Source organism: Acidothermus cellulolyticus 11B (assembly GCF_000015025.1).
Classification (GTDB): Bacteria; Actinomycetota; Actinomycetes; order Acidothermales; family Acidothermaceae; genus Acidothermus; species Acidothermus cellulolyticus.
Window position 1 is genome coordinate 1006219 of the sequence record NC_008578.1, and the last position, 19720, is coordinate 1025938.

Sequence of the window (19720 nt, forward strand, 5' to 3'; positions counted from 1 at the left end):
GCCGTCACCTTCCGCGCCGTGGTTCTCCGTGACGAGACAGCCCGGGAAGTCGTCTTCCGCGCGGTCGCCTTCCGGGCGGTCGTTTTGCCGGCGGTCGTCTTCCGCGCGCTCGCCTTCCGCGCTGTTGCTGTGCCCGCTGCAGCTTTCCGGGTCGTTGCTTTGCGGACCGCAGTGGTCTTACGTGCTGCGGTCTTCCGCGTCGTCGTTTTGCGGGCGGTTGTCTGACGGGTGGCGGATGCCGCCGCCACTCCGCTCTTTTTGGCCGTGCTCCGCTTCGCCGCTGCTGTGGTGCCGCGTGTTGTCTTCGTCGCGGCAGGACGGCGGGACGCCGTGCCGGCGGCACGTGTCGTCGTCTTCTTTGCAGGTCGGGACGCCGCGGCGCTCCGGCTTCGGGTCGCACTCGCGACGGCAGCGGCACCGCGCGTTGCCGCGACGCGCTTCGTCGCCGTCTTGCGTGCGGTCGCTGTTTTTCCGGCGGACGACGCGGTGCGGGTTGTCGCGGTCCGCTTCGTCGCCGCGCTCGTTGACTTTGTTGCGGATGTGCGTGTTGGAGTACTCCGGGCAGCCTTCTTTGCAGCTGCCGCACCTGCTCGTACCGGCACTCATGCCTCCTCGGCAACGTGGTCCGGCCGGATGGCCGGACACTTCAGGTCAACGATGACACCGAACCGGCGTGGATGTGAGGAACCATGCCGTGTCGGCTTCCGTCTTTTTTCGGATGCGCGCGCCGCGAACTGGAGCGCCATGATGAATCGGACGCACCACACGGCAATCTGCTCGTGAGAGTGGTTCTCCATGAGTGACGTCGTCGCGAACATTCTGCACGTTCCAGCCTGGCTCGCGCTCCTCATCGTCTTCGCGCTGCCGGCCCTGGAGGCGTCCATATTTCTCGGATTCGTCTTTCCCGGTGAGACTGCTGTGCTCCTTGGCGGAGTGCTCGCTTTTGAGACCCACCTGTCCCTGGGGTGGGTGGTCTTGGCGGCCGTGTCCGGTGCGGTTATCGGCGACAACGTCGGCTACGCGGTCGGTTTCCGGTTCGGCGATGCACTGCTCCGGCGCATCCCGCCGCGGGTTCTCAAACCCGAGCATGTCGAACGTTCCAAGGAACTCATCCGACGGCTCGGCGGCCGCGCCGTCTTCGTCGGCCGCTTCACGGCAGCGCTCCGCGCGCTCGTCCCCGGCTTCTGCGGCGCATCGCGGATGCACTACCGCACCTTTCTGGTGTGGAATTTCCTTGGCGGCGCGCTGTGGGCGACCGGTGTCGCGGTGGCCGGCTACCTTGCCGGCAATGCGTGGCACCGAGTTGCGTCGGGGCTCAGCGTCTTCGGCTACGTCGTGCTTGGCCTGGTTCTCGCGGCGCTCGGGTACCTCTGGTGGCGGCATCGACGACGCTCCAGGCAGGTGGGCGAGGAATAGTTATTCCATCGCCCAATCCGGTTCGTCGTCCCGCTCGGCGCCGAGGTCAAGCGCGCGGGCGAGCCGGTCCCGCAGCATCCGCCAGCGGGACCGTGATGCATGCTCCTCACCGGCCGCTGTGCTGACGAAATGGCAGACCGTGTCGAAATCCGGGACGACGAGGCCATTGTCGGCACGGACCAGCAGCGACTCGTGGGAGAGCTCGGGCAATTCTTCGTCGTCGCCGACAACCGAGAACAGCGTTGCACCGGCGCGACGGGCGTCCGCGGCTCGCTCCAACAGATTCGCCGGCGCCGTATCGGGGGCGACGATGAGGAGGGTGTCATGCCGGCCGGCCGCCTCGAGGCGCTCCAGTCCGATCGACAAATGCGCCGGTGCATCCGGCGGCGGCGACCATCGCACCAACGACGGCGCAAGCTGCGGCACACCGCACAACCGCGCTTCATCGGTCAAGTGTGCCGCCAAGTGCCATGGCTCATTCTCCGGCGGTCCGACAAGCAGCAGGCCTCCAACGTCATGCGGTGCGTGGCGCAACGCCCGGGCAAATGCGTGGGTTCGTTCCACCCAGCCGGTACCGGCCAGCAGTGCGCGCAATTCGATGACTCGTTGACGGTCCACGTGACCTCGTCCCTGTCAGCCGGCCTGCTGCACAGCGCGCTGCGCAACAACGCTCGTTGGTCTAGTACGAGTGCGCCGCGTCGGGATACCGCCCGTCCGCGACGTCCGCAGCGAAGGCTCGCGCCGCGTCATGCAGTACTGTACGCAGGTCCGCGTATCGTTTGACGAATTTCGGCGTCGGTTGCGGCGTCAAACCTGCCATGTCGGTCCAGACGAGCACCTGCGCGTCACAGTCGGGGCCGGCGCCGATACCAATGGTCGGAATCTGGAGGGCCGCGGTGAGTTCCGCCGCAAGTCCCGCGGGCACCAGCTCGAGGACGATTGCGAACGCTCCCGCCTCTTGCAAGGCAAGGGCGTCGTCCCGGATGGCGGCGGCGTCGTCGCCGCGCCCTTGCACCCGATAGCCGCCGAGGGCGTGCACGCTCTGCGGGGTGAACCCAATGTGCGCCATCACGGGAATACCGGCCTCAACCACCGTGCGTACGTGCTCCGCGACACGCCGTCCGCCCTCGAATTTGACCGCCTGCACCCCGGCACGTTTCACGAACCGGATCGCCGTTTGCAACGCCTGCCGGGGAGAAATCTGATACGAACCGAACGGCAGGTCCGCCACGACCAATGCGCGTTGAGCCGCGCGGGCCACCGCTCTGTTGAGGATGAGCAATTCATCGACGTCGACGCCCAACGTGTCGGGGTAACCAAGCACGGTATTCGCGGCGGAATCCCCGACCAGCAGGACGTCGATGCCTGCCTCCTCGAAAATCCGCGCCGTCAACGCGTCGTAGCAGGTGAGCATGGCCCAGCGTCGGTGCTGACGTTTGCGAAGTTGCAGGTCGTGAATCGTGACACGACGTGGGACATCGGCTGCAGCGGACACCGTGACCTCCCCGCCTCGAGTCGCCGTCCGGCGTACCCGGGCAGGTTTCATCTTCTCATCGGGATGGAGGGAGCTGCCCCGCCTCTGCTCATCCGGGGTGGGCGAGCTGCCCGGCCTCTGCTCATCCGGGGTGGGCGAGCTGCCCCGCCTCGACCCACCGGTTCGTGATCGGTAGCCGGCGGTCGCGGCCGAAATTGCGGGTAGTGATCTTCGGCCCGGGTGGGTACTGCCGCCGTTTGTACTCGGCGTTGTCGACCAGGCGGATCACGCGATCGACGAGGAATGGGTCATGTCCAGCGGCGACGATGTCGTCTCGGCTTGCGTCGTGCTCCACGTAGAGGCGGAGGACGGCGTCCAGTTCGGGGTACGGCGGGAGGCTGTCCGTGTCGAGCTGGCCGGGCCGCAGTTCGGCGGACGGCGGTTTGTCGATGCACCGCTGCGGAATCGGCGGCACCGCTCCGGACCGTTCGGCCTGCGCATTCCGCCAGCGGGCCAGCTCCCAGACGAGGGTCTTCGGCACATCCTTCAGCGGCGCGAATCCGCCGGCTGAATCGCCGTACAACGTCGAGTAGCCGGTCGCGAGTTCACTTTTGTTCCCGGTCGTCAGGACCAGATGCCCGTGCTCATTGGACAGGCTCATCAGGATCGTGCCCCGGACCCGCGCCTGCAGGTTCTCGGCGGCGAGTCCGTGCAGGTCGAGGTGGCGTTCAAAGGCGTCCACCATGTCGGTGATCGGGATGACGGTGTGCCGGGTGCCTTGCCGCCGGGCCAGTTCTTCCGCATCCGCGAGCGAATGGTCACTGGACCAGCGGCTCGGCATCGCGACCGTGTGCACCGCCTCCGCGCCGATGGCGTCGACGGCGATGGTGGTGACGAGCGCCGAGTCGATCCCGCCGGAGAGGCCGACGAGAACCGACCGGAACCGGTTCTTGCGGATGTAGTCGCGCGTCCCGGTGACGAGCGCGGCGTACACCTCGGCTTCCGGTGCCAGCCGGGCGGCCAGCCCGGTCGGCGCGGGCGGGTAGTCGGGCAGGCTTGGTGTCTTGAGGTCGACCCGTTCGATGGTCATCCGCGAGCCGTCCCGGACGTCGACACTGCCCCGCCGGCGGCTGGTTCCCGGTTGCAGGCTGAGGTCGATGACGGCGAGGCCTTCGTCGAACTGCGGGGCGCGGACCAGCGGCGTGCCATCGGCGTCCACGACGAACGAATCACCGTCGAAGACCAGTTCGTCCTGACCGCCGACCATGTTGACGTAGGCAATCGGGGCGCGCACCTCGGCGGCGCGGCGCTGGGCGAGCCGGAGCCGGGCGTCGGGTTTCCCCCGCTCGTACGGCGACCCGTTGATGGTCACGACCAGCCCCACGCCGGCGGCCCAGGCCGCGGTGAGTGGACCGCCGTCCTGCCAGAGGTCCTCGCAGATCGTCATCGCGATGTCCACGCCAAGGTGGCGGACGACGACCAGCCGCTCGCCGCGGCTGAAGTAGCGGTACTCGTCGAAGACCCCGTAGTTCGGCAGGTGGTGCTTGTCGTACCGGGCGACGACCCGGCCGCCGATGAGAAATGCCGCAGAATCCGTCGGCAGGCCGCGGCCGCCGGGACGCGGACGGTCATCCGGCGCGGCGTCGAGATATCCGACGATCACGCCGATGTTGCCGAGTCCCTCGCGTGCCAAGCGTTCGGCGAGTTCGACGACGGCCCGCCGGGAGGCGGCGACGAACGACGGACGGAGGGCCAGGTCCTCGACCGGATAGCCGGTGAGCATCATCTCGGGGAAGGCGACAAGGTGTGCGGATCGGCTCGCGGCGTGCTTGGTCCAGGCCACCACGAGCTCGAGATTCCCGGCGATGTCGCCGACCACGGGGTCGACCTGAGCGAGGGCGAGGCGAAGCTGCGGCACGTTATGAGCCTACGGACCTAGCCCCCGGGAGCTGGCGGATGTCGCCGACCGGGGAACGGCGGATGCCGGAACGGAGCCGGCGGCCCCGCACGGAGAACGCGGGCCCGGACCGAGACCTACGGATGCCCGGACGGAGAACGGCAGCGCGCGGGCATCGCGGTGGCGTAACCGCGCCGTAACGTGCGGCGGGGAGGATGAGGGCGATGGGCGTGTGGATCGGGCAGGATGGTCACCATGGACAAGCAGACGGAATTCGTGCTCCGCACCTTGGAGGAACGGGATATCCGGTTCGTCCGGTTGTGGTTCACTGACGTTCTGGGATTTTTGAAGTCGGTCGCGGTGGCGCCCGCCGAATTGGAGGGTGCGTTCGCGGAAGGGATTGGATTCGACGGCTCGGCCATCGAGGGCTTTGCCCGGGTGTATGAGTCCGACATGCTCGCCCGGCCGGACCCGTCGACATTCCAGATTCTGCCGTGGCGGTCGGAAGCGCCCGGGACTGCGCGGATGTTCTGCGACATCCTCATGCCGGACGGATCGCCCAGCTGGGCGGATCCGCGGTTCGTCCTCAAGCGCACGCTGGCCCGCGCGGCGGAGATGGGGTTCACGTTCTACACCCACCCGGAAATCGAATTCTTCCTCTTCGAACGCCAACCTGGTCCCGGCGAGATGCCGGTTCCCATCGATGCGTCCGGCTATTTTGACCAGACGGCGCACGGCCCGGGACATGACTTTCGCCGCCAGGTCATCACGCTGCTGGAGGCCATGGGCATTTCGGTGGAATTCAGCCATCACGAGGCGGCTCCCGGTCAACAAGAAATCGATTTGCGGTACGCCGACGCGTTGACCACGGCGGACAACATTCTCACCACCCGGCAAGTGGTCAAGCAGGTGGCTCTTGAGCAAGGCGTCTTTGCGTCCTTCATGCCGAAGCCGTTCACCGAATATCCCGGCTCGGGCATGCACACGCACCTTTCCCTCTTTGAGGGCGACCGCAATGCCTTCTACGAACCGGGCGCCCCGTATCAGCTGTCGAAGACGGCCCGGGCGTTCATCGCCGGAATTCTCCGGCACGCACCGGAATTCACGGCCATTACCAATCAGTGGGTGAACAGCTACAAGCGGCTCTGGGGCGGGGCAACCCGGACCGCCGGCGCGGGCGGCGAAGCACCGAGCTACATCTGCTGGGGGCACAACAACCGCTCCGCATTGGTCCGCGTGCCCATGTATAAGCCCCGCAAGGGGAATTCCACCCGGATCGAAGTCCGCTCGGTGGACAGCGCGTGCAACCCGTACCTCGCCTTCGCCGTGCTGCTCGGCGCCGGGCTCGCCGGCATTGAGAACGGCTACGAACTACCCGAAGGAGCCGAGGACGACGTCTGGGCCTTGACCGAGGCGGAGCGACGGGCGATGGGCATCGCCCCGCTTCCGGCGTCTCTCGATGAAGCGATCCGGGCCATGGAGAACTCCGAGCTGGTGGCCAACATTCTCGGTGAACACGTGTTCGATTTCTTCTTGCGCAACAAGCGCGAGGAGTGGGCGGATTACCGACGCCAGGTCACCGAATACGAACGTGACCGATACCTCCGGGTGTTGTAACGGCGGTGACCGAGGAGCTGGAGCGGCTGGCGACCACTGCCGGGACGCTGGCCCGGCTCGGCTTCGCCGATCCCGACCGCGGTTCCGCCCTGCTTGGGGAACTCGCTGCCGGTGGATTCCCGGTAACAGACGAGCTTCTGGGCGAACTCGCGTCGGCGGCGGACCCCGACCTTGCGCTCATTGCCCTCCTGCGGCTGCGTGAGTCCGCCCAACGCAGCCACGTGCTCGGAGGGCTCGACGCCGCGCTGACCGCGGATGCCGCCCTGCGCCGGCGGCTCTTCGCCGTCCTTGGGGCGAGTGCGGCTCTCGGAGACCACCTGGTCGCTCATCCGGGCAGCTGGGCACAGCTCGCCGTCTCGGCGGATCGCTCGCCCACCTGGTACGGCTGGCGGGCCATGCTTGCCGTCGCAGTCGGCGACCGCAGCGGCACGCCCGCCGAACAAGCGCTCCACGCCGCCTACCGGGACGCGCTGTTGTCCATCGCTGCCCGCGACCTCGTCGGCGAGGCCGACGTCGTCCAGGTCGGCGCGGAACTCGCCGATCTAGCCGGTGCCACCCTCGACGTCGCGTTAACGCTCGCGCACCGCGCCGTCGCAGACCCCGCCGCCTCCTGCCGGCTTGCGATCATCGGGATGGGCAAGTGCGGCGGCCGGGAGCTCAACTACGTGAGCGACATTGACGTCGTCTTCGTTGCCGAACCCGTGCCCCCTGCCGACGACGAGACGGCCTTGCGCGCGGCGACCCGGCTCGCCACCGCGGTCATCCGGATCTGTGCACCGATCTGGCAGGTCGACGCCGCGCTCCGTCCGGAGGGAAAGAACGGCCCGCTGGTCCGCACCCTCGCCAGCTACCGGGCCTACTACGAACGGTGGGCCAAGACCTGGGAATTTCAGGCTCTGCTCAAGGCCCGGCCGGTCGCCGGTGATCTCGAGCTCGGCCAGGCGTACGCCGAGATGGTGTACCCACTGGTCTGGCGGGCGGCGGATCGTGAGCACTTCGTCGAGGACGTGCAGGCGATGCGCCGCCGGGTCGAGGAGACTCTGCCGGAGACGCTGGCCGACCGTGAACTCAAGCTTGGCCGCGGCGGCCTGCGGGACGTGGAGTTCGCCGTCCAACTCCTCCAGCTGGTGCACGGGCGCACCGACGTCACGGTGCGCAGCCCGCACACCCTGTCCGCGCTGGCCGCGTTGGCCGCCGGCGGCTACGTCGGTCGTGCCGACGCCCGAGACCTCGACGCGGCGTACCGGTTCCTGCGCAGCCTCGAACACCGCCTCCAGCTTCTCCGGCTGCGCCGCACCCACGAACTGCCGACCGACGACGCCGACCTGCGCCGATTGGGCCGATCGATCGGACTCCGCCGGGATCCCGTCCGGGAACTGCGTGCCGAGCACGAGCGGTGCGTGCACCTGGTCCGCCGGTTGCACGAGAAGCTCTTCTACCGGCCGCTGTTGAGCGCGGTGGCCCGGCTGCCGGGTGACGAGGCGCGGCTGACCCCGGAGGCCGCGGTCCGCCGCCTTGCCGCCCTGGGTTATGCGGATCCGCAGGCGGCGCTCCGGCACATCGAAGCGCTGACTGCAGGCGTGAGCCGGCGGGCGGCGATCCAACGCACCCTGCTCCCGGTCATGCTCGGCTGGTTCGCCGATGCACCCGATCCGGACGCCGGCCTGTTGGCGTTCCGGCAGCTCTCCGATGCACTCGGCGACACCCCCTGGTACCTGCGTTTTCTGCGCGACGAAGGAGCGGCGGCGCAGCATCTCGCGCACATCCTCGCGTCCAGCCGGTACGCCGTCGACCTGCTCACCCGGGCACCGGAATCCGTCGCCATGCTCGCGGACACCCCGGGGGAGGGGCCGTACCAGCTGCGCCCTCGGCCGGCGGCGGAGTTGCGGGCCGAATTCCTTGCCGCCGTCCGTCGGCACGAGGATCCGGCGACGGCGGTTGAGGTGGCGCGCGGCCTGCGTCGCCGCGAACTGTTCCGGATCGCCTGCGCGGACCTCCTCGGACTCCTCGACGTTGTCGCCGTCGGGCACGCCCTGACGGACGTCACGGAAGCGGTTCTGGACGCCGTCCTGGACGTGGTGGCTCGGGCGGTACCGCGAGCCGCCGGACACGTCCGGCTGGCCGTGATCGGCATGGGCCGCCTTGGCGGCCGGGAGCAGGGCTACGGCAGCGACGCCGACGTGCTCTTCGTGCACGAGCCGCTCCCCGGCGTCGAGGATGCGGTCGCGGCGGCGGCTGCCTATGAGCTGGCCAACGAGCTTCGGCGCTTGCTCGCCCAACCAGCCCCCGAGCCCGCGGTGGAGGTGGACGCCGACCTGCGGCCCGAGGGTCGCCAAGGTCCACTGACTCGCAGCCTTGACTCCTACCTCACGTATTACGCGCGCTGGTCGGAGATTTGGGAGGCGCAGGCTCTGCTGAAAGCGCGGCCGGTCGCCGGGGACGCCGAGCTCGGCCGTCGCTTCGTCGCCGCCATCGATCCGCTGCGATGGCCGGAGCAAGGGCTTGGGCCGGCCGACCTCCGGGAAATTCGTCGCATCAAGGCGCGCGTCGAACGGGAGCGGCTGCCACGGAATGCCGACCCGGCGCTGCACACCAAGCTGGGCCGCGGCGGGCTGGCCGACATCGAATGGACCGCGCAACTCCTGCAGCTGCAGCACGCGGGTCACGTCGGGAGCCTGCGGACGACGTCCACGCTCGAGGCCCTGCACGCCGCTGCTGACGCGGGGCTCTTGGACCGCGCGGATGCCGAGATCCTGGTCGAGGCGTGGCGGTTGGTGAGCAAGGTCCGCAATGCCCTGGTCCTGGTCCGAGGGCGGCCTACCGACACGATTTCCCCGGTTTTACGGGATCTGGTGGGCGTTGCCCGGCTCGTCGGTTACGCTGCCTGGCAGTCCGGTGATTTCCTCGATGCTTACCGACGGATAACCAGGCGCGCGCGAGCTGTCGTTGAACGGGTCTTCTACGGCTGACGGGCACGTCCGCGGTTAGGCCGGCGGGGGAATGCGAGCCGCGGTTGTGAGTGTCGACGAAGCGCGAGACGCTGCGCCCGAAGCCGGCGGGGCGGTCGCCGCCGAGGCCCGGCGTCCGGTCGGTCGTGTCTTCGCGAACCGCGAATATCGCGGCATCTGCCTCGCGCAGGTGACGAGCGAGTGCGGCGATCAGATTTCCGGGCTGGCCGTCGCCTACCTGGTGTACACCCGGTCCAACAGCGCCTTTCTCGCTGCGGTCTCCTACGCCGTCACGTACGTCCCGTGGGTGATCGGTAGCGTCTTGCTGGCGCCGCTCGTCGACCGCTATCCGCGGCGCAGCGTGCTGCTGTTCTGTGACCTGGCGCGTGCGGTGCTTACGCTGCTCTTGCTGGCGATGACGTTCGACTCCCGCATACCGATCGCTGTTCTGCTCGCCGTCGTCTTGCTCGCCAGTTTCTGTTCGCCGCCGTTCGTGACGGCGAGAAGTTCGACGATTCCCGATATTTTTGAGGGAAGTCCGCTGTACGTGCGTGCCGTCGCGACCGGCCGGATTTTGCAGCAAGTCGACCAGGTCTTCGGTTTTGCGCTCGGCGGGATTATCGTCGCGGCCATCACCCCACGCGGTGCGCTCGCCGTTGACGCCGCCACATTCGTCGCCTCATTTCTGCTGATCCTGACGCATGTGCGCAAACGTCCCGCACCGGCTCCGGTACGCGGGCTGGCCCTCGGTCGGCTGCTGCGGAATCTCGGCCCGGACCTGCGCCAGGTCGTCGCCGATCCGGCTCGTCGCTACCTGGTGCTCGCCTGTGCCTGCGCCTTGCTGTTTCTCATCGCCCCGGAAGGGCTTGCCGTCGCCTATGTCCGGCAGCAAGGGCATGGCGCGCTGGCCGCCGGCCTGCTGAGTGCGGCGCAACCGTGCGGCGTCGCCCTTGGGGCCTGGTGGTACGTCCGGCTGCCGCCGCACCAGCAGGGCCGCTGGCTGCTGCGGATGCCGGTCATCGGCGCGGCGCTCCTCACCCTGACCGCGTTCGCCCCGCCGGTGTGGTTGACCGCGCTCATCTGGCTGGCCTCCGGGGTGACGCAGTGTTTCGTGGTGACGAGCATTGCGGCGTACAACGTCATCACCGATTCAGCGCTCCGCGGCCGGGCCAACGGGCTGGCGAGCTCGTCGATCTGCCTGACGCAAGGCCTCGGATTCGCGGTGTGGGGTCTCGTCGGTGACGCCCAGGGAGCGGCCGCCGGCGTGGCGTGGGCCGGGGTGGCCGGCCTGCTGCTGGTGTCAGTGCTTTGGTATTTCTGGCCGGACGATGCGTTCGGTGCGGTCTGGGAGCGGCTCGCCGTCGCGGAGCGGCGCGACTGAGGCGGACGCCGCGACCAGCGGGACGGTGCGACCGGATTCCCCGGTCACGTCGATGAGCCGTTCGTAGGCGGGCCGGCCGGAGAGCGCCCGCTGGACGGCGAAACCGATCGCCAGCACGACGACTCCGCCGACGGCGTCCAGGATGAAGTGATTGGCGGTGCCGATGATGACGAAGAGGGTGGCGAGCGGATAAGCAGCCCCAAGCGCCTTGACCCACCAGCGACGGGTCAGGCCGATGAGTGTCAGGCCTACCCACAACGACCATGCGATGTGCAGGCTCGGCATTGCGGCGAACTGGTTGGAAATCTTTGCAACACCGCCCGAATCGTACGACCCCCAGGTGTGAAAAACCGCGAGCGTGTCAACAAAGCGCTCCGAGGGCATCAACCGCGGGGGCGCAAGTGGGTAGAGCCAGAACACCGCGGCGGCAAGGGCATTTGCGGCGTACAGTACGGTGCGCGCAGCACGGTAATGCAGCGGGCGGCGGACATACAACCAGATCAGAACCCCGATGACGGCGATGAAATGCATGGTCGCGTAGTAGTAGTTGCAGATTTCCGCGAGCCAATGCCAGGAGTGGATGCGCGTAGCGGCGACGAAGTGGTTGACCGTCTGCTCGACGTCGATGTGCAGCGCCCGCTCTGCACCGAGGATGGTGCGCGCGTGCTGGAGCGCGGGGGTGATGTGGTTGGGTACGGCGTCGCGAATGAGCGAATAGACGACATAGCTCGCGACAACGAAGGCAAGCTCCTGCCACAACCGGGGACGTCGGCGGGTTCGCAGCCGGTTGCGTACGCCGGCCGGGATTTGTCGGACCCCGATCCATAGGGCGATGAGCCGGCCACGGAGGCTCGGTTGGGGCATGGTGATCGAGGAGAGGTCGGCGGGCGTCTCCCGAACGTGCTCCACGGTCTGCAATCTTGTCAGATGGGCGTCAAAGACGGGAAGGGACGGTCCCGACCGTCCCTTCCCGTCACCGTTCGGATAGTCGCGATCACCGGCTCGGATCGTCGCGATCACGGGCGGCTTCCCCCGGCGACGATCGGAGGCGGGTCGTCGTCCGCGCTCTCCCGGCCACCGGGGCGTGCCGGCGGCTCACACGTCGAAGTAGAGCTCGAATTCGTGTGGATGCGGCCGCAGGCGGATCGAGTCGACTTCCTTGGTTCGCTTGTACTCCAGCCAGGTCGCGATGAGGTCCGGGGTGAAGACGCCGCCCTCGAGGAGATAGTCGTGGTCGGCTTCCAGAGCGGCAAGGACCTCAGGCAGCGACCCGGGGACCTGCGGGACAGCGGCGTGCTCCTCGGGCGGCAGCTCGTAGAGGTCCTTGTCGATCGGCTCCGGCGGCTCAATCTTGTTCTTGATGCCGTCGAGACCGGCCATCAACATTGCGGCGAACGCCAAGTACGGATTGCACGACGGGTCCGGCACGCGGAATTCCAGCCGCTTGGCCTTCGGATTCGTCCCGGTGATGGGGATGCGGATGCATGCCGAGCGGTTGCGCTGGCTGTACACGAGGTTGACCGGCGCTTCGAAGCCCGGGACCAGGCGGTGGTAGCTGTTCACCGTTGGGTTGGTGAAAGCCAGCAGGGACGGCGCGTGCCGGAGCAGGCCGCCGATGTAGTAGCGGGCGGTGTCCGAAAGGCCGGCGTATCCCAGTTCGTCATAGAAGAGCGGTGACCCGTCCTTCCACAGCGATTGGTGGGTGTGCATGCCGGATCCGTTGTCGCCGAAAATCGGCTTCGGCATGAAGGTGACGGTCTTGCCGGCGCGCCAGGCGACGTTCTTCACGATGTACTTGAAAAGCTGCATGTCGTCTGCGGCCCGGAGCAGCGTGTTGAACTTGTAGTTGATTTCCGCCTGACCAGCCGTGCCGACTTCGTGGTGCTGCTTTTCGACGAGGATTCCGGCCCGGATGAGTTCCCGCGCCATTTCGGCTCGCAGGTCGGCGAAGTGGTCGGTCGGCGGAACCGGGAAGTAGCCGCCCTTGTACCGCACCTTGTATCCGCGGTTGCCGTTGTCCTCAATGCGACCGGTGTTCCACGCGCCCGCGACCGAGTCGATGTGGTAGTAACTCTGGTGCGCTGAGGTTTCGAAGCGCACCTCGTCAAAGATGTAAAACTCCGCTTCAGGGCCGAAGTACGCGGTGTCCGCGATACCCGTGCTGACCAGGTACGCCTCCGCTTTCCGGGCGACATTGCGCGGGTCCCGGCTGTAGGCCTCGCCCGTCAGGGGATCGTGGATGAAGAAATTCATCGCCAGCGTTTTTTCGGTGCGGAACGGGTCGATGAACGCGGTCGTCGGATCCGGCAGCAGCTGCATGTCGGATTCGTGAATGGCTTGAAAGCCGCGAATCGACGAGCCGTCGAAGGCAAGGCCGTCGGTGAACACACTCTCATCGAATGACTCAGCCGGTACGGTGAAATGTTGCATGATGCCCGGTAAGTCACAGAACCGGACGTCCACCGATTTCACGTCATTGTCACGGATGAACGCCAGGACTTCGTCGGCGTTACGGAACATGCACATCCTCCTCAAATGCGGTTGCGGGCGCGGATCGGCTCGACCCTAGCGGACGGCGGTTTCTCGGCCGTGTCCCGCGTGTTTCGCGGAGGTTACGTGCCGGGCCGGAGTCGGCGTCCCCGAGAAAGCTATCGTGGCCAGCATGCGACGGGCAACGCAAGGCTCCTGGCTTGACGGTCCGCGCGTCGACGCGGCGGAACGCCGCGACGGATCATCCGGGTACCCCGGCGAACGCCTGGGCCTGCCGCCGGCAGGGCCCATGTCGGTGCCTGGTCTCGGCCGCCGGATCGTCGCACTCCTGATCGATTGGCTGGCCTGTCTGCTGGTCGTCGCGCTCTTCACCGGGCATCGGCTGCTCGCCCCTGGCGACCGCCCGATCCTCACCCTCGCCGTCTTTGCCCTCGAGTACGTCCTCCTCCTCACCGCCCTCGGCACCACCTTCGGCATGCGGCTGATGGGCATCGGGGTACGGCGGCTCGACGGCTCGCGGCTGCCGTTCCGGTGGGTGCTGGTCCGTACGGTCTTGCTGCTCTGCGTCGTCCCGGCCGCGATCTACGACACCGATTACCGGGGGCTGCACGACCGTGCCGCCGGGTGCGTTGTCGTCCGGCTCTGACCGGTGCGCGACGATCACGCTCGGGCTGGGGAATCCGGCGGGCGCCGGATGATTCAGCGCGGCAGTTTGAACCCTTGCGGCAGCCGGGCGCCCTTCGGCAGCGGCCCCTTCGGCATCATGTTCGCCAGCGTGCCGAGGGCCCGCAGCCGCGCTTCGATCTGATCGACCGTGCGGCCCTTGAACCGGCGGGGGAGCCGGTTGAGCCGGGCCTGGAGTTTGCGCAACGGCACCTGTTTCGGTCCATTGCCAATGAGGATCACTTCGACCGGTGTGCCGGACGCCACCCGCTGAATCCGCTTCTGCTGGTCGGCGATGAGCGGCGCGAGCCGGTCCGGGTCACCTTCGCCGATGAGGATGACGCCGGGCTTGCCGACGACCCGGTGGACGACGTCCATCGCACGGGTTCCTGCAACGGTCGGGGTGACCCGCCAATCGCCCCGCATCGTCGAGATCACTGCCGGCGCAGCTCCCGGCTGGCCCTCGATCTGGGCGTAGAACGCAGCCTGTGCGCGGCGGCCGAAGACGATGAATGCCGTCAGCACGCCGCCCAGCACTCCGAAGATCGAGAAAACGATGAGGTCGCCGAGGGCGAAACCCACCCCCACAAAGACCACCAACGCGACGAGACCACCGATGACCATCGCCGGGATGAGCCGGGGGTCGTGCTCCCGGGTGATCCGGAAAGCCACCCGAAGCTGCTGACCGCGCTTCGTCTGGGTGTCGCCCTTGTCGGCGGCAGCCCGGTTCGGCCGGGTGGGAGGAGTGCTGCGGGCCATGGTCCCTCGGTCTGCTCAATCGGTACTGCTCAGTCGGTGCTGCTCAGTGCACGGTCGATGGATGCGCCGTTCAGAATAGGCGGTTTCGGATTACGGCGTCTGCGGTGCCTGGGTGGTGGCGCCGTCGGTGCGGCGATCCGTCCGGCTGGCGATGGCCGCCCGGTACAGCCGGCCGGCTCGGTAGGAGGAGCGGACCAGCGGCCCAGACATGACGCCCGCGAAGCCGAGTTCGCGGGCCTCCGCAGCCAATTCCTCGAACTCGGCCGGCTCGACCCACCGCACGACCGGATGGTGGCGGATCGACGGGCGCAGATACTGCGTGATCGTCACCAGGTCGCAACCCGCGGACCGGAGGTCGGCCAGAGCCGCACGGATCTCCTGCCGGGTCTCGCCCAGCCCGAGGATGAGGTTGGACTTGGTGACAAGGCCGGCGTCGTGCGCCGCGCGGAGCACGTCGAGGGAGCGCTCATATCGGAAGCCCGGTCGAATCGACTTGAAGATTCGCGGCACCGTTTCGATGTTGTGGGCGAAGACCTCCGGCCGTGCGCTGAAGACTTCGTCGAGGAGCTCAGGTCTGCCGTGGAAATCCGGGGTGAGGAGTTCGACACCGCATCCGGGCACCGCGTGGTGAATTTCCCGGACGGTCTGCGCATAAAGCCACGCGCCCTCGTCGTCCAGATCGTCACGGGTGACCCCGGTCACTGTGGCGTACCGCAGTCCCATGCGGGCCACCGACTCCGCGACGCGGCGCGGTTCGTCGCGGTCCAGCGGTTGGGGACGGCCGCTGGAGATTTGGCAGAACGAGCAATTGCGCGAACACGTGTCACCCCCGATGAGGAACGTGGCCTCCCGGTCCTCCCAGCATTCGAAGATGTTCGGGCACCCTGCTTCTTCGCAGACGGTGTGGAGTCCTTCCCGGCGGACAAGCTCCTTCAACGCGTGATACTGCGGTCCCATCCGCGCTCTCGTCCGAATCCACGCCGGTTTGCGTTCGATCGGCACCTGCGCATTCCGCGCCTCGATGCGAAGGAGCTTCCGCCCGTCCGGGGTTACGGCTGTCACACGAACCTCCTCGTCGGTGACCAGCCTACCGGCGTGACTGTGGGCGCACGACGCGGGCGACAGAGCACCGGCGCAGAGTTTCTTTCCCGGACGGGATTGCACGGGGACCCTGACGACCGGCCCTGTGCCGGCGAAGTGTGTGGCCGGTTCGAGCGCCGGTCAGTTCGCCGCGCTCTGCGGGGTTGGGACCCGGTCGGTCGGCCTGGCGGGAAGGAGGAATTCCGTCAAGCGGGCGACAACGAGTGGCCGGACTTCCGCCACCGTGACGTTTCGCCCGAGTTCGACGGAGAGCGAGGTCACCTCGGCGTCCGGCAATCCGCACGGAACGATCCGCCGAAACCAGCTCAAGTCTGGATTGCAGTTCAGTGCGAAGCCGTGCATGGTGGTGCAGCGCGAGATGCGCACGCCGATGGCGGCGATTTTCCGGTCCGGTGCGCCGGGACTGGTGATCCACACACCGGACCGCCCGGGGACTCGCACCGCAGTAACCCCGAGATCGGCGCAGACAGCGATGAGTGCCTGTTCAATGCGGCGGACGTGGCCCACCGCATCAATAGGCATCGGGAGTTTGACAATCGGGTAACCGACGAGTTGACCGGGACCGTGCCAGGTGATCCGTCCGCCGCGATCCACAGCAATGACCGGCGTTCCGTCGGTGGGCCGTTCGAAATCCTCGGTTCGCTTTCCGGCGGTGTACACCGGCGGATGTTCGAGGAGAAGACAGGTATCGGGAATTTCATCCGCGACCCGGAGGGCGTGAAGTTCGCGCTGCCGTGCCCACGCCTCTTCATACGGGACGACGCCGTGGTGCTCAAATGCCAGCACGATTCCGACGATACTCGCCGCCCGAATGTGACCGCCGTCGATCGGCTGCCTCGCAGGCCAACGCGGGTCTGCCCGGCCCGAACGCTCCGACGGACCGAAGCCGGACGGCGGGTCTGCCTGGCCGGGAGTCCTGTCGGCCGAAATCGGCCGGCCGGTCGCCGCGGCGGTGGGTATCGAAGCCCGGCAGGGTCTGTGCGCCGGAGTCGATCGGTGACGCGCTAGGAGAGAAGGTCCTTTGTCGCGAATCGGCCGTAGGCAAGCGATCCGAAGACCGCGACATAGCCGGCCTGAAGGACGGCGTTGTGCAGCAGGCTCGTCCAGACGATCGGATCGCGGAGGAGGTCGCCGAATCCCAGCCAGTAGTGGGAAAACAGCCACGGGTGTAGCCAGGAGACCTGCGGAATGCTGTCCAGAATCTGTGACGCAATCGCCGCGACCGCGACCGCCGCCATTGCGCCTACCGGAATGTCGGTCAATGTCGAGACGAAGAGCCCCAGCGCCGCCAGGCCGATGAGCGAAATCGTCACGTATCCGGCGACGAGGAATTCCCGGCCTGCGGCCGCGGCAGGGGAAATCGTCGCCCCGGAGAGCAGAGTGACCCTGCCGACGGGAAAGAACAGCGTGCCCACGACCGCACCGACCCCGGTGATGACCACGGTCACCGCGGCGCAGAACACGGTGGCGGTGAGGAATTTCGTCACGATCAGCCGTAACCGTCCCACTGGCGCGATGGCAAGGTAGCGGAGCGTCCCGAGGTTCGCCTCGCCGGCGACGGTGTCGCCGGCGACCACCGCCACCGCCAGGGGAAGAAACAGCGGCGTGCAGACGACCAGCGCGGTCAAGCCCACGAACAAACCGTTCTGCGTAATGCGGTCCAGGAATGTCGGTCCTTCCCCAGGCGCAATCTGCTGGGACGACAGCTTCACGGCAACTGCGATGAGGAAAGGCACCGCGGCGAGGACAACCAGCAAGGTGATGGTGCGGCGCCGGCGAAACACGGTCGCCAGCTCATTGCGGAAGAAAACGAAACTGCCCGTGCCCGCCGGCAACCGCCGGGGCACCGATGCGGCGGCATCGGCGAGCAAGGGATCAGCAGCGGACATCGCGGTGTTCCTCGCAGACACACTCAGCCGTCGACATCAAATCCTTCTCCTGTCAGCGAGACGAAGACGTCCTCGAGGGAACCGTGGTCGGGTCGCAAGCCGCGGACCCGGACTCCGGCGTGCACCAACGCAGCACACACGTCCTCCGGCAACACACCGTCGAGCTCGGCGGAAATCCGCGGCTCGGTGGAGCCGGTGTGCGTCTGTTCCCGTTGGACGTCACGGAGTGCCAAGTCGTCGAGGACCCGGAGCGCGCGTTCGACGTCCGGCGTCTCGATGACGAGGCGGGGTCGGTGCAATCGCCGCAGCGCGGTCAGATCTCCTTGCGCAACGAGTTTTCCCCGGCTCATCACACCGACATGGGTGCAGATCTGCTCGACCTCGCTGAGCAGGTGGGACGAGACAAAGACCGTGGTGCCGTCCTCGGCCAACGAGCGGATAAGAGCGCGCACCTCGCGAGTGCCCTGCGGGTCAAGGCCGTTGGTCGGTTCGTCCAGCACGAGAAGCTGCCGGGGAGCAAGGAGAGCCGCGGCAATGCCCAGCCGCTGCTTCATACCGAGCGAGTACGCCCGCACTTTCTTTTTCGCCACGTGACTGAGGCCGACGCGGTCCAGCGCCGCGGCGATCCGCCGCTGCCGATCGCGTGGTCTCATTGCGGGATTCGCCGCGTCGAAACGCGCCAAATTGTCTGTGCCGCTGAGGAACGGATACCAGGCCGGTCCTTCCACCAGAGCACCGACCTCTGGCAGAACCTGCCGCGCAGCCGCCGGCATGCGGTGTCCCAGCAGCCACATCTCTCCAGCGTTCGGTGCGGCAAGCCCAAGGAGCATGCGGATCGTCGTGGTCTTGCCGGATCCATTGGGCCCAAGAAAGCCGTACACAGCGCCGCGAGGGACCGCCACATCAATCCGGTCGACAACGGTCCGGCGGCCGAAACGCTTCGTCAGGCCGGTCGTGCGGATCGCCCACTCGTCGCTCATGGCCGGCCCGTCTGAATGGCCGTCCGCATGGTTGCCGTGGTCACCGCGCCGATCAGCAGCCGGCCGTCGTCGGTCACACCGAAGGCAATGAGCGGCGTGCTCAGCAGGACGCCGCCCGGAACCGGCTGGCCGTAGCGCAGAATCGCCGCAGCGAGCGGACTGTCGGCCGGCATGCTGACGATTGCTGACCAGCCGCCGCCGAGCACCCGGAAGCCTGACGAGCCGGTTCCGGGGGCCGCGGAAGCGGGCGGTGGGAGCGACGGTTGCGCGGAACCACCCGGCGCGTTCTGCAGGCTCGGCGGGGACGCCGGTCCGCCGCCGGTGGCTCGATGAGCGCCCGGCGGCGGGACGAAGACGAAGCGGGACGGCGGGACCGGCGCAAAGGAGAGGGACTGGAACCCGACGACGAACGCGGGGCTGTTCGACGTCCGCGGAAATATCGCGATGCGAAGGACGACGTGGGTGGCTGCGTCGACGGCGATGTCGATACGGCCGATGCTGGTGCGCGGGTCGGTGGGAGTGACCGTCAGCACGTACGCGCTGCGTCCGGCCACCACGGTGGTCCCGTTTGTCGCGGTCTGGGTTGTCGTCGCGAAATCTGTGAGAATCTGACGCGCCAGGGATTGCGGGTTCAGCCCGTCCGGCAGTCCGTGGAATTCTCCGCCGCCCCGCGGAGTCAGTGGGAAGGTGGCGTAGCTGTTCGTCGAGTAGGTGTAGACGGTGAGGCTTCCGGCGTGCGCCACCACCTCGGTTTCGTCGAGAGTATCGAGGATTTCGGCTCGGAACCCGGCAGGCGAGGCCCAGACCCGCACCTGGTGCGTGCCGTTGAGCAGTTTGCCGAAAACCCCTTGCGCCAGCGGAGAATTCGGTAAGGGGAGACTGAAGCTGGACCGAACCTCCAGGGTGCCGGAGATGTCCGCGGGTCTCGGCTGGTCGATGGCGGCGACGAGCTGAGTAGGCGAGCGGGGTGGGAGCTGGCTGGCGGTCGCCGGGTGGTGGTGAACGACGGTCGTTACCACCGCGATCACAGCGATGACGGTTGCGGCCGGCGTCCAGACCTGCAGCTGATGGGGAAGGCGCATAGTCGCAGCGTACGTCGCACACC

18 protein-coding genes are annotated in these 19720 nt (G+C 67.6%); 7 read left to right on the top strand and 11 right to left on the bottom strand.

The window, feature by feature from the left end:
* Window positions 1–18 precede the first annotated feature (18 nt).
* Genes ACEL_RS04720 through ACEL_RS04730 form a run of 3 tightly spaced genes read left to right on the top strand, consistent with a single transcriptional unit; the run spans window position 19 to window position 1416 of the window.
* Window positions 19–225 (top strand): hypothetical protein, encoded by a 207-nt coding sequence (locus ACEL_RS04720; protein ID WP_011719749.1) that lies wholly within the window; start codon window positions 19–21, stop codon window positions 223–225.
* A 3-nt stretch (window positions 226–228) separates the two neighbouring features.
* Window positions 229–783 carry a hypothetical protein gene (locus tag ACEL_RS04725; RefSeq protein WP_011719750.1) on the top strand — a complete coding sequence of 185 codons (555 nt, stop codon included), beginning with the start codon at window positions 229–231 and terminating at the stop codon, window positions 781–783.
* A gap of 12 nt (window positions 784–795) precedes the next feature.
* The gene (locus ACEL_RS04730) at window positions 796–1416 is read left to right on the top strand and encodes a DedA family protein (protein WP_011719751.1); all 621 of its coding nucleotides are present in this window, start codon (window positions 796–798) and stop codon (window positions 1414–1416) included.
* Here the strand turns inward: ACEL_RS04730 and ACEL_RS04735 are convergent, their stop codons facing one another.
* The 3 genes from ACEL_RS04735 to ACEL_RS04745 all read right to left on the bottom strand — a co-directional run bounded on the left by ACEL_RS04735 (window position 1417) and on the right by ACEL_RS04745 (window position 4808).
* Window positions 1417–2034, bottom strand: coding sequence for a hypothetical protein (locus ACEL_RS04735; RefSeq protein ID WP_011719752.1), 618 nt, complete (start codon window positions 2032–2034; stop codon window positions 1417–1419). It lies immediately after the preceding gene.
* Between the two features lie 61 nt (window positions 2035–2095).
* Window positions 2096–2911 carry a 3-methyl-2-oxobutanoate hydroxymethyltransferase gene (gene panB / locus ACEL_RS04740; RefSeq protein ID WP_011719753.1) on the bottom strand — a complete coding sequence of 272 codons (816 nt, stop codon included), beginning with the start codon at window positions 2909–2911 and terminating at the stop codon, window positions 2096–2098.
* A 121-nt stretch (window positions 2912–3032) separates the two neighbouring features.
* On the bottom strand, window positions 3033–4808 hold the full coding sequence (locus tag ACEL_RS04745) for an NAD+ synthase (protein ID WP_011719754.1): 1776 nt from the start codon (window positions 4806–4808) through the stop codon (window positions 3033–3035).
* 234 nt (window positions 4809–5042) lie between these two features.
* Between ACEL_RS04745 and glnA (ACEL_RS04750) the strand changes: the two genes are divergently transcribed.
* Genes glnA (ACEL_RS04750) through ACEL_RS04760 form a run of 3 tightly spaced genes read left to right on the top strand, consistent with a single transcriptional unit; the run spans window position 5043 to window position 10733 of the window.
* A complete protein-coding gene (glnA, locus tag ACEL_RS04750; RefSeq protein ID WP_011719755.1) occupies window positions 5043–6404 on the top strand; it encodes a type I glutamate--ammonia ligase in 1362 nt (453 codons plus the stop codon).
* Window positions 6405–6409: 5 nt separating this feature from the next.
* Entirely contained in the window at window positions 6410–9373 is a 2964-nt protein-coding gene (locus ACEL_RS04755) for a bifunctional [glutamine synthetase] adenylyltransferase/[glutamine synthetase]-adenylyl-L-tyrosine phosphorylase (protein WP_011719756.1), read from the top strand.
* A 46-nt stretch (window positions 9374–9419) separates the two neighbouring features.
* Window positions 9420–10733 carry an MFS transporter gene (locus ACEL_RS04760; protein WP_169303190.1) on the top strand — a complete coding sequence of 438 codons (1314 nt, stop codon included), beginning with the start codon at window positions 9420–9422 and terminating at the stop codon, window positions 10731–10733.
* Here the strand turns inward: ACEL_RS04760 and ACEL_RS04765 are convergent.
* Together ACEL_RS04765 and glnA (ACEL_RS04770) are read right to left on the bottom strand one after the other, a co-directional pair.
* Window positions 10653–11753, bottom strand: coding sequence for a phosphatase PAP2 family protein (locus ACEL_RS04765; protein WP_202943413.1), 1101 nt, complete (start codon window positions 11751–11753; stop codon window positions 10653–10655). The two genes, ACEL_RS04760 and ACEL_RS04765, sit on opposite strands and share 81 nt — an antisense overlap.
* 75 nt (window positions 11754–11828) lie before the next feature.
* Window positions 11829–13253 carry a type I glutamate--ammonia ligase gene (gene glnA / locus ACEL_RS04770; RefSeq protein ID WP_011719759.1) on the bottom strand — a complete coding sequence of 475 codons (1425 nt, stop codon included), beginning with the start codon at window positions 13251–13253 and terminating at the stop codon, window positions 11829–11831.
* Between the two features lie 142 nt (window positions 13254–13395).
* On the opposite strand from glnA (ACEL_RS04770), the gene ACEL_RS04775 reads away from it, so the two are divergent.
* Window positions 13396–13869, top strand: coding sequence for an RDD family protein (locus tag ACEL_RS04775; RefSeq protein WP_041835410.1), 474 nt, complete (start codon window positions 13396–13398; stop codon window positions 13867–13869).
* Window positions 13870–13922: 53 nt separating this feature from the next.
* On the opposite strand, the gene ACEL_RS04780 is transcribed toward ACEL_RS04775, so the two are convergent.
* From ACEL_RS04780 to ACEL_RS04805, 6 genes are all read right to left on the bottom strand, one after another.
* A complete protein-coding gene (locus ACEL_RS04780; protein WP_011719761.1) occupies window positions 13923–14645 on the bottom strand; it encodes a DUF4191 domain-containing protein in 723 nt (240 codons plus the stop codon).
* Window positions 14646–14735: 90 nt separating this feature from the next.
* On the bottom strand, window positions 14736–15707 hold the full coding sequence (lipA, locus tag ACEL_RS04785; protein ID WP_011719762.1) for a lipoyl synthase: 972 nt from the start codon (window positions 15705–15707) through the stop codon (window positions 14736–14738).
* A 159-nt stretch (window positions 15708–15866) separates the two neighbouring features.
* Window positions 15867–16532, bottom strand: coding sequence for a lipoyl(octanoyl) transferase LipB (gene lipB, locus ACEL_RS04790; protein ID WP_011719763.1), 666 nt, complete (start codon window positions 16530–16532; stop codon window positions 15867–15869).
* Window positions 16533–16750: 218 nt separating this feature from the next.
* Window positions 16751–17635 carry an ABC transporter permease gene (locus ACEL_RS04795; RefSeq protein ID WP_011719764.1) on the bottom strand — a complete coding sequence of 295 codons (885 nt, stop codon included), beginning with the start codon at window positions 17633–17635 and terminating at the stop codon, window positions 16751–16753.
* Between the two features lie 23 nt (window positions 17636–17658).
* A complete protein-coding gene (locus ACEL_RS04800) occupies window positions 17659–18615 on the bottom strand; it encodes an ABC transporter ATP-binding protein (protein WP_011719765.1) in 957 nt (318 codons plus the stop codon).
* The gene (locus ACEL_RS04805; RefSeq protein ID WP_041834957.1) at window positions 18612–19697 is read right to left on the bottom strand and encodes a hypothetical protein; all 1086 of its coding nucleotides are present in this window, start codon (window positions 19695–19697) and stop codon (window positions 18612–18614) included. The genes ACEL_RS04800 and ACEL_RS04805 overlap by 4 nt, the downstream gene beginning before the upstream one ends.
* Window positions 19698–19720: the final 23 nt, after the last annotated feature.

Bases quoted from the DNA above. Each gene is read 5' to 3' on its own strand.
- ACEL_RS04730 (WP_011719751.1), top strand. From the start codon at position 796: ATGAGTGACGTCGTCGCGAACATTCTGCACGTTCCAGCCTGGCTCGCG.
- glnA (WP_011719755.1), top strand. From the start codon at position 5,043: ATGGACAAGCAGACGGAATTCGTGCTCCGCACCTTGGAGGAACGGGAT.
- glnA (WP_011719759.1), bottom strand. From the start codon at position 13,253: ATGTTCCGTAACGCCGACGAAGTCCTGGCGTTCATCCGTGACAATGAC.
- ACEL_RS04775 (WP_041835410.1), top strand. From the start codon at position 13,396: ATGCGACGGGCAACGCAAGGCTCCTGGCTTGACGGTCCGCGCGTCGAC.
- ACEL_RS04780 (WP_011719761.1), bottom strand. From the start codon at position 14,645: ATGGCCCGCAGCACTCCTCCCACCCGGCCGAACCGGGCTGCCGCCGAC.
- ACEL_RS04795 (WP_011719764.1), bottom strand. From the start codon at position 17,635: ATGTCCGCTGCTGATCCCTTGCTCGCCGATGCCGCCGCATCGGTGCCC.
- ACEL_RS04800 (WP_011719765.1), bottom strand. From the start codon at position 18,615: ATGAGCGACGAGTGGGCGATCCGCACGACCGGCCTGACGAAGCGTTTC.
- ACEL_RS04805 (WP_041834957.1), bottom strand. From the start codon at position 19,697: ATGCGCCTTCCCCATCAGCTGCAGGTCTGGACGCCGGCCGCAACCGTC.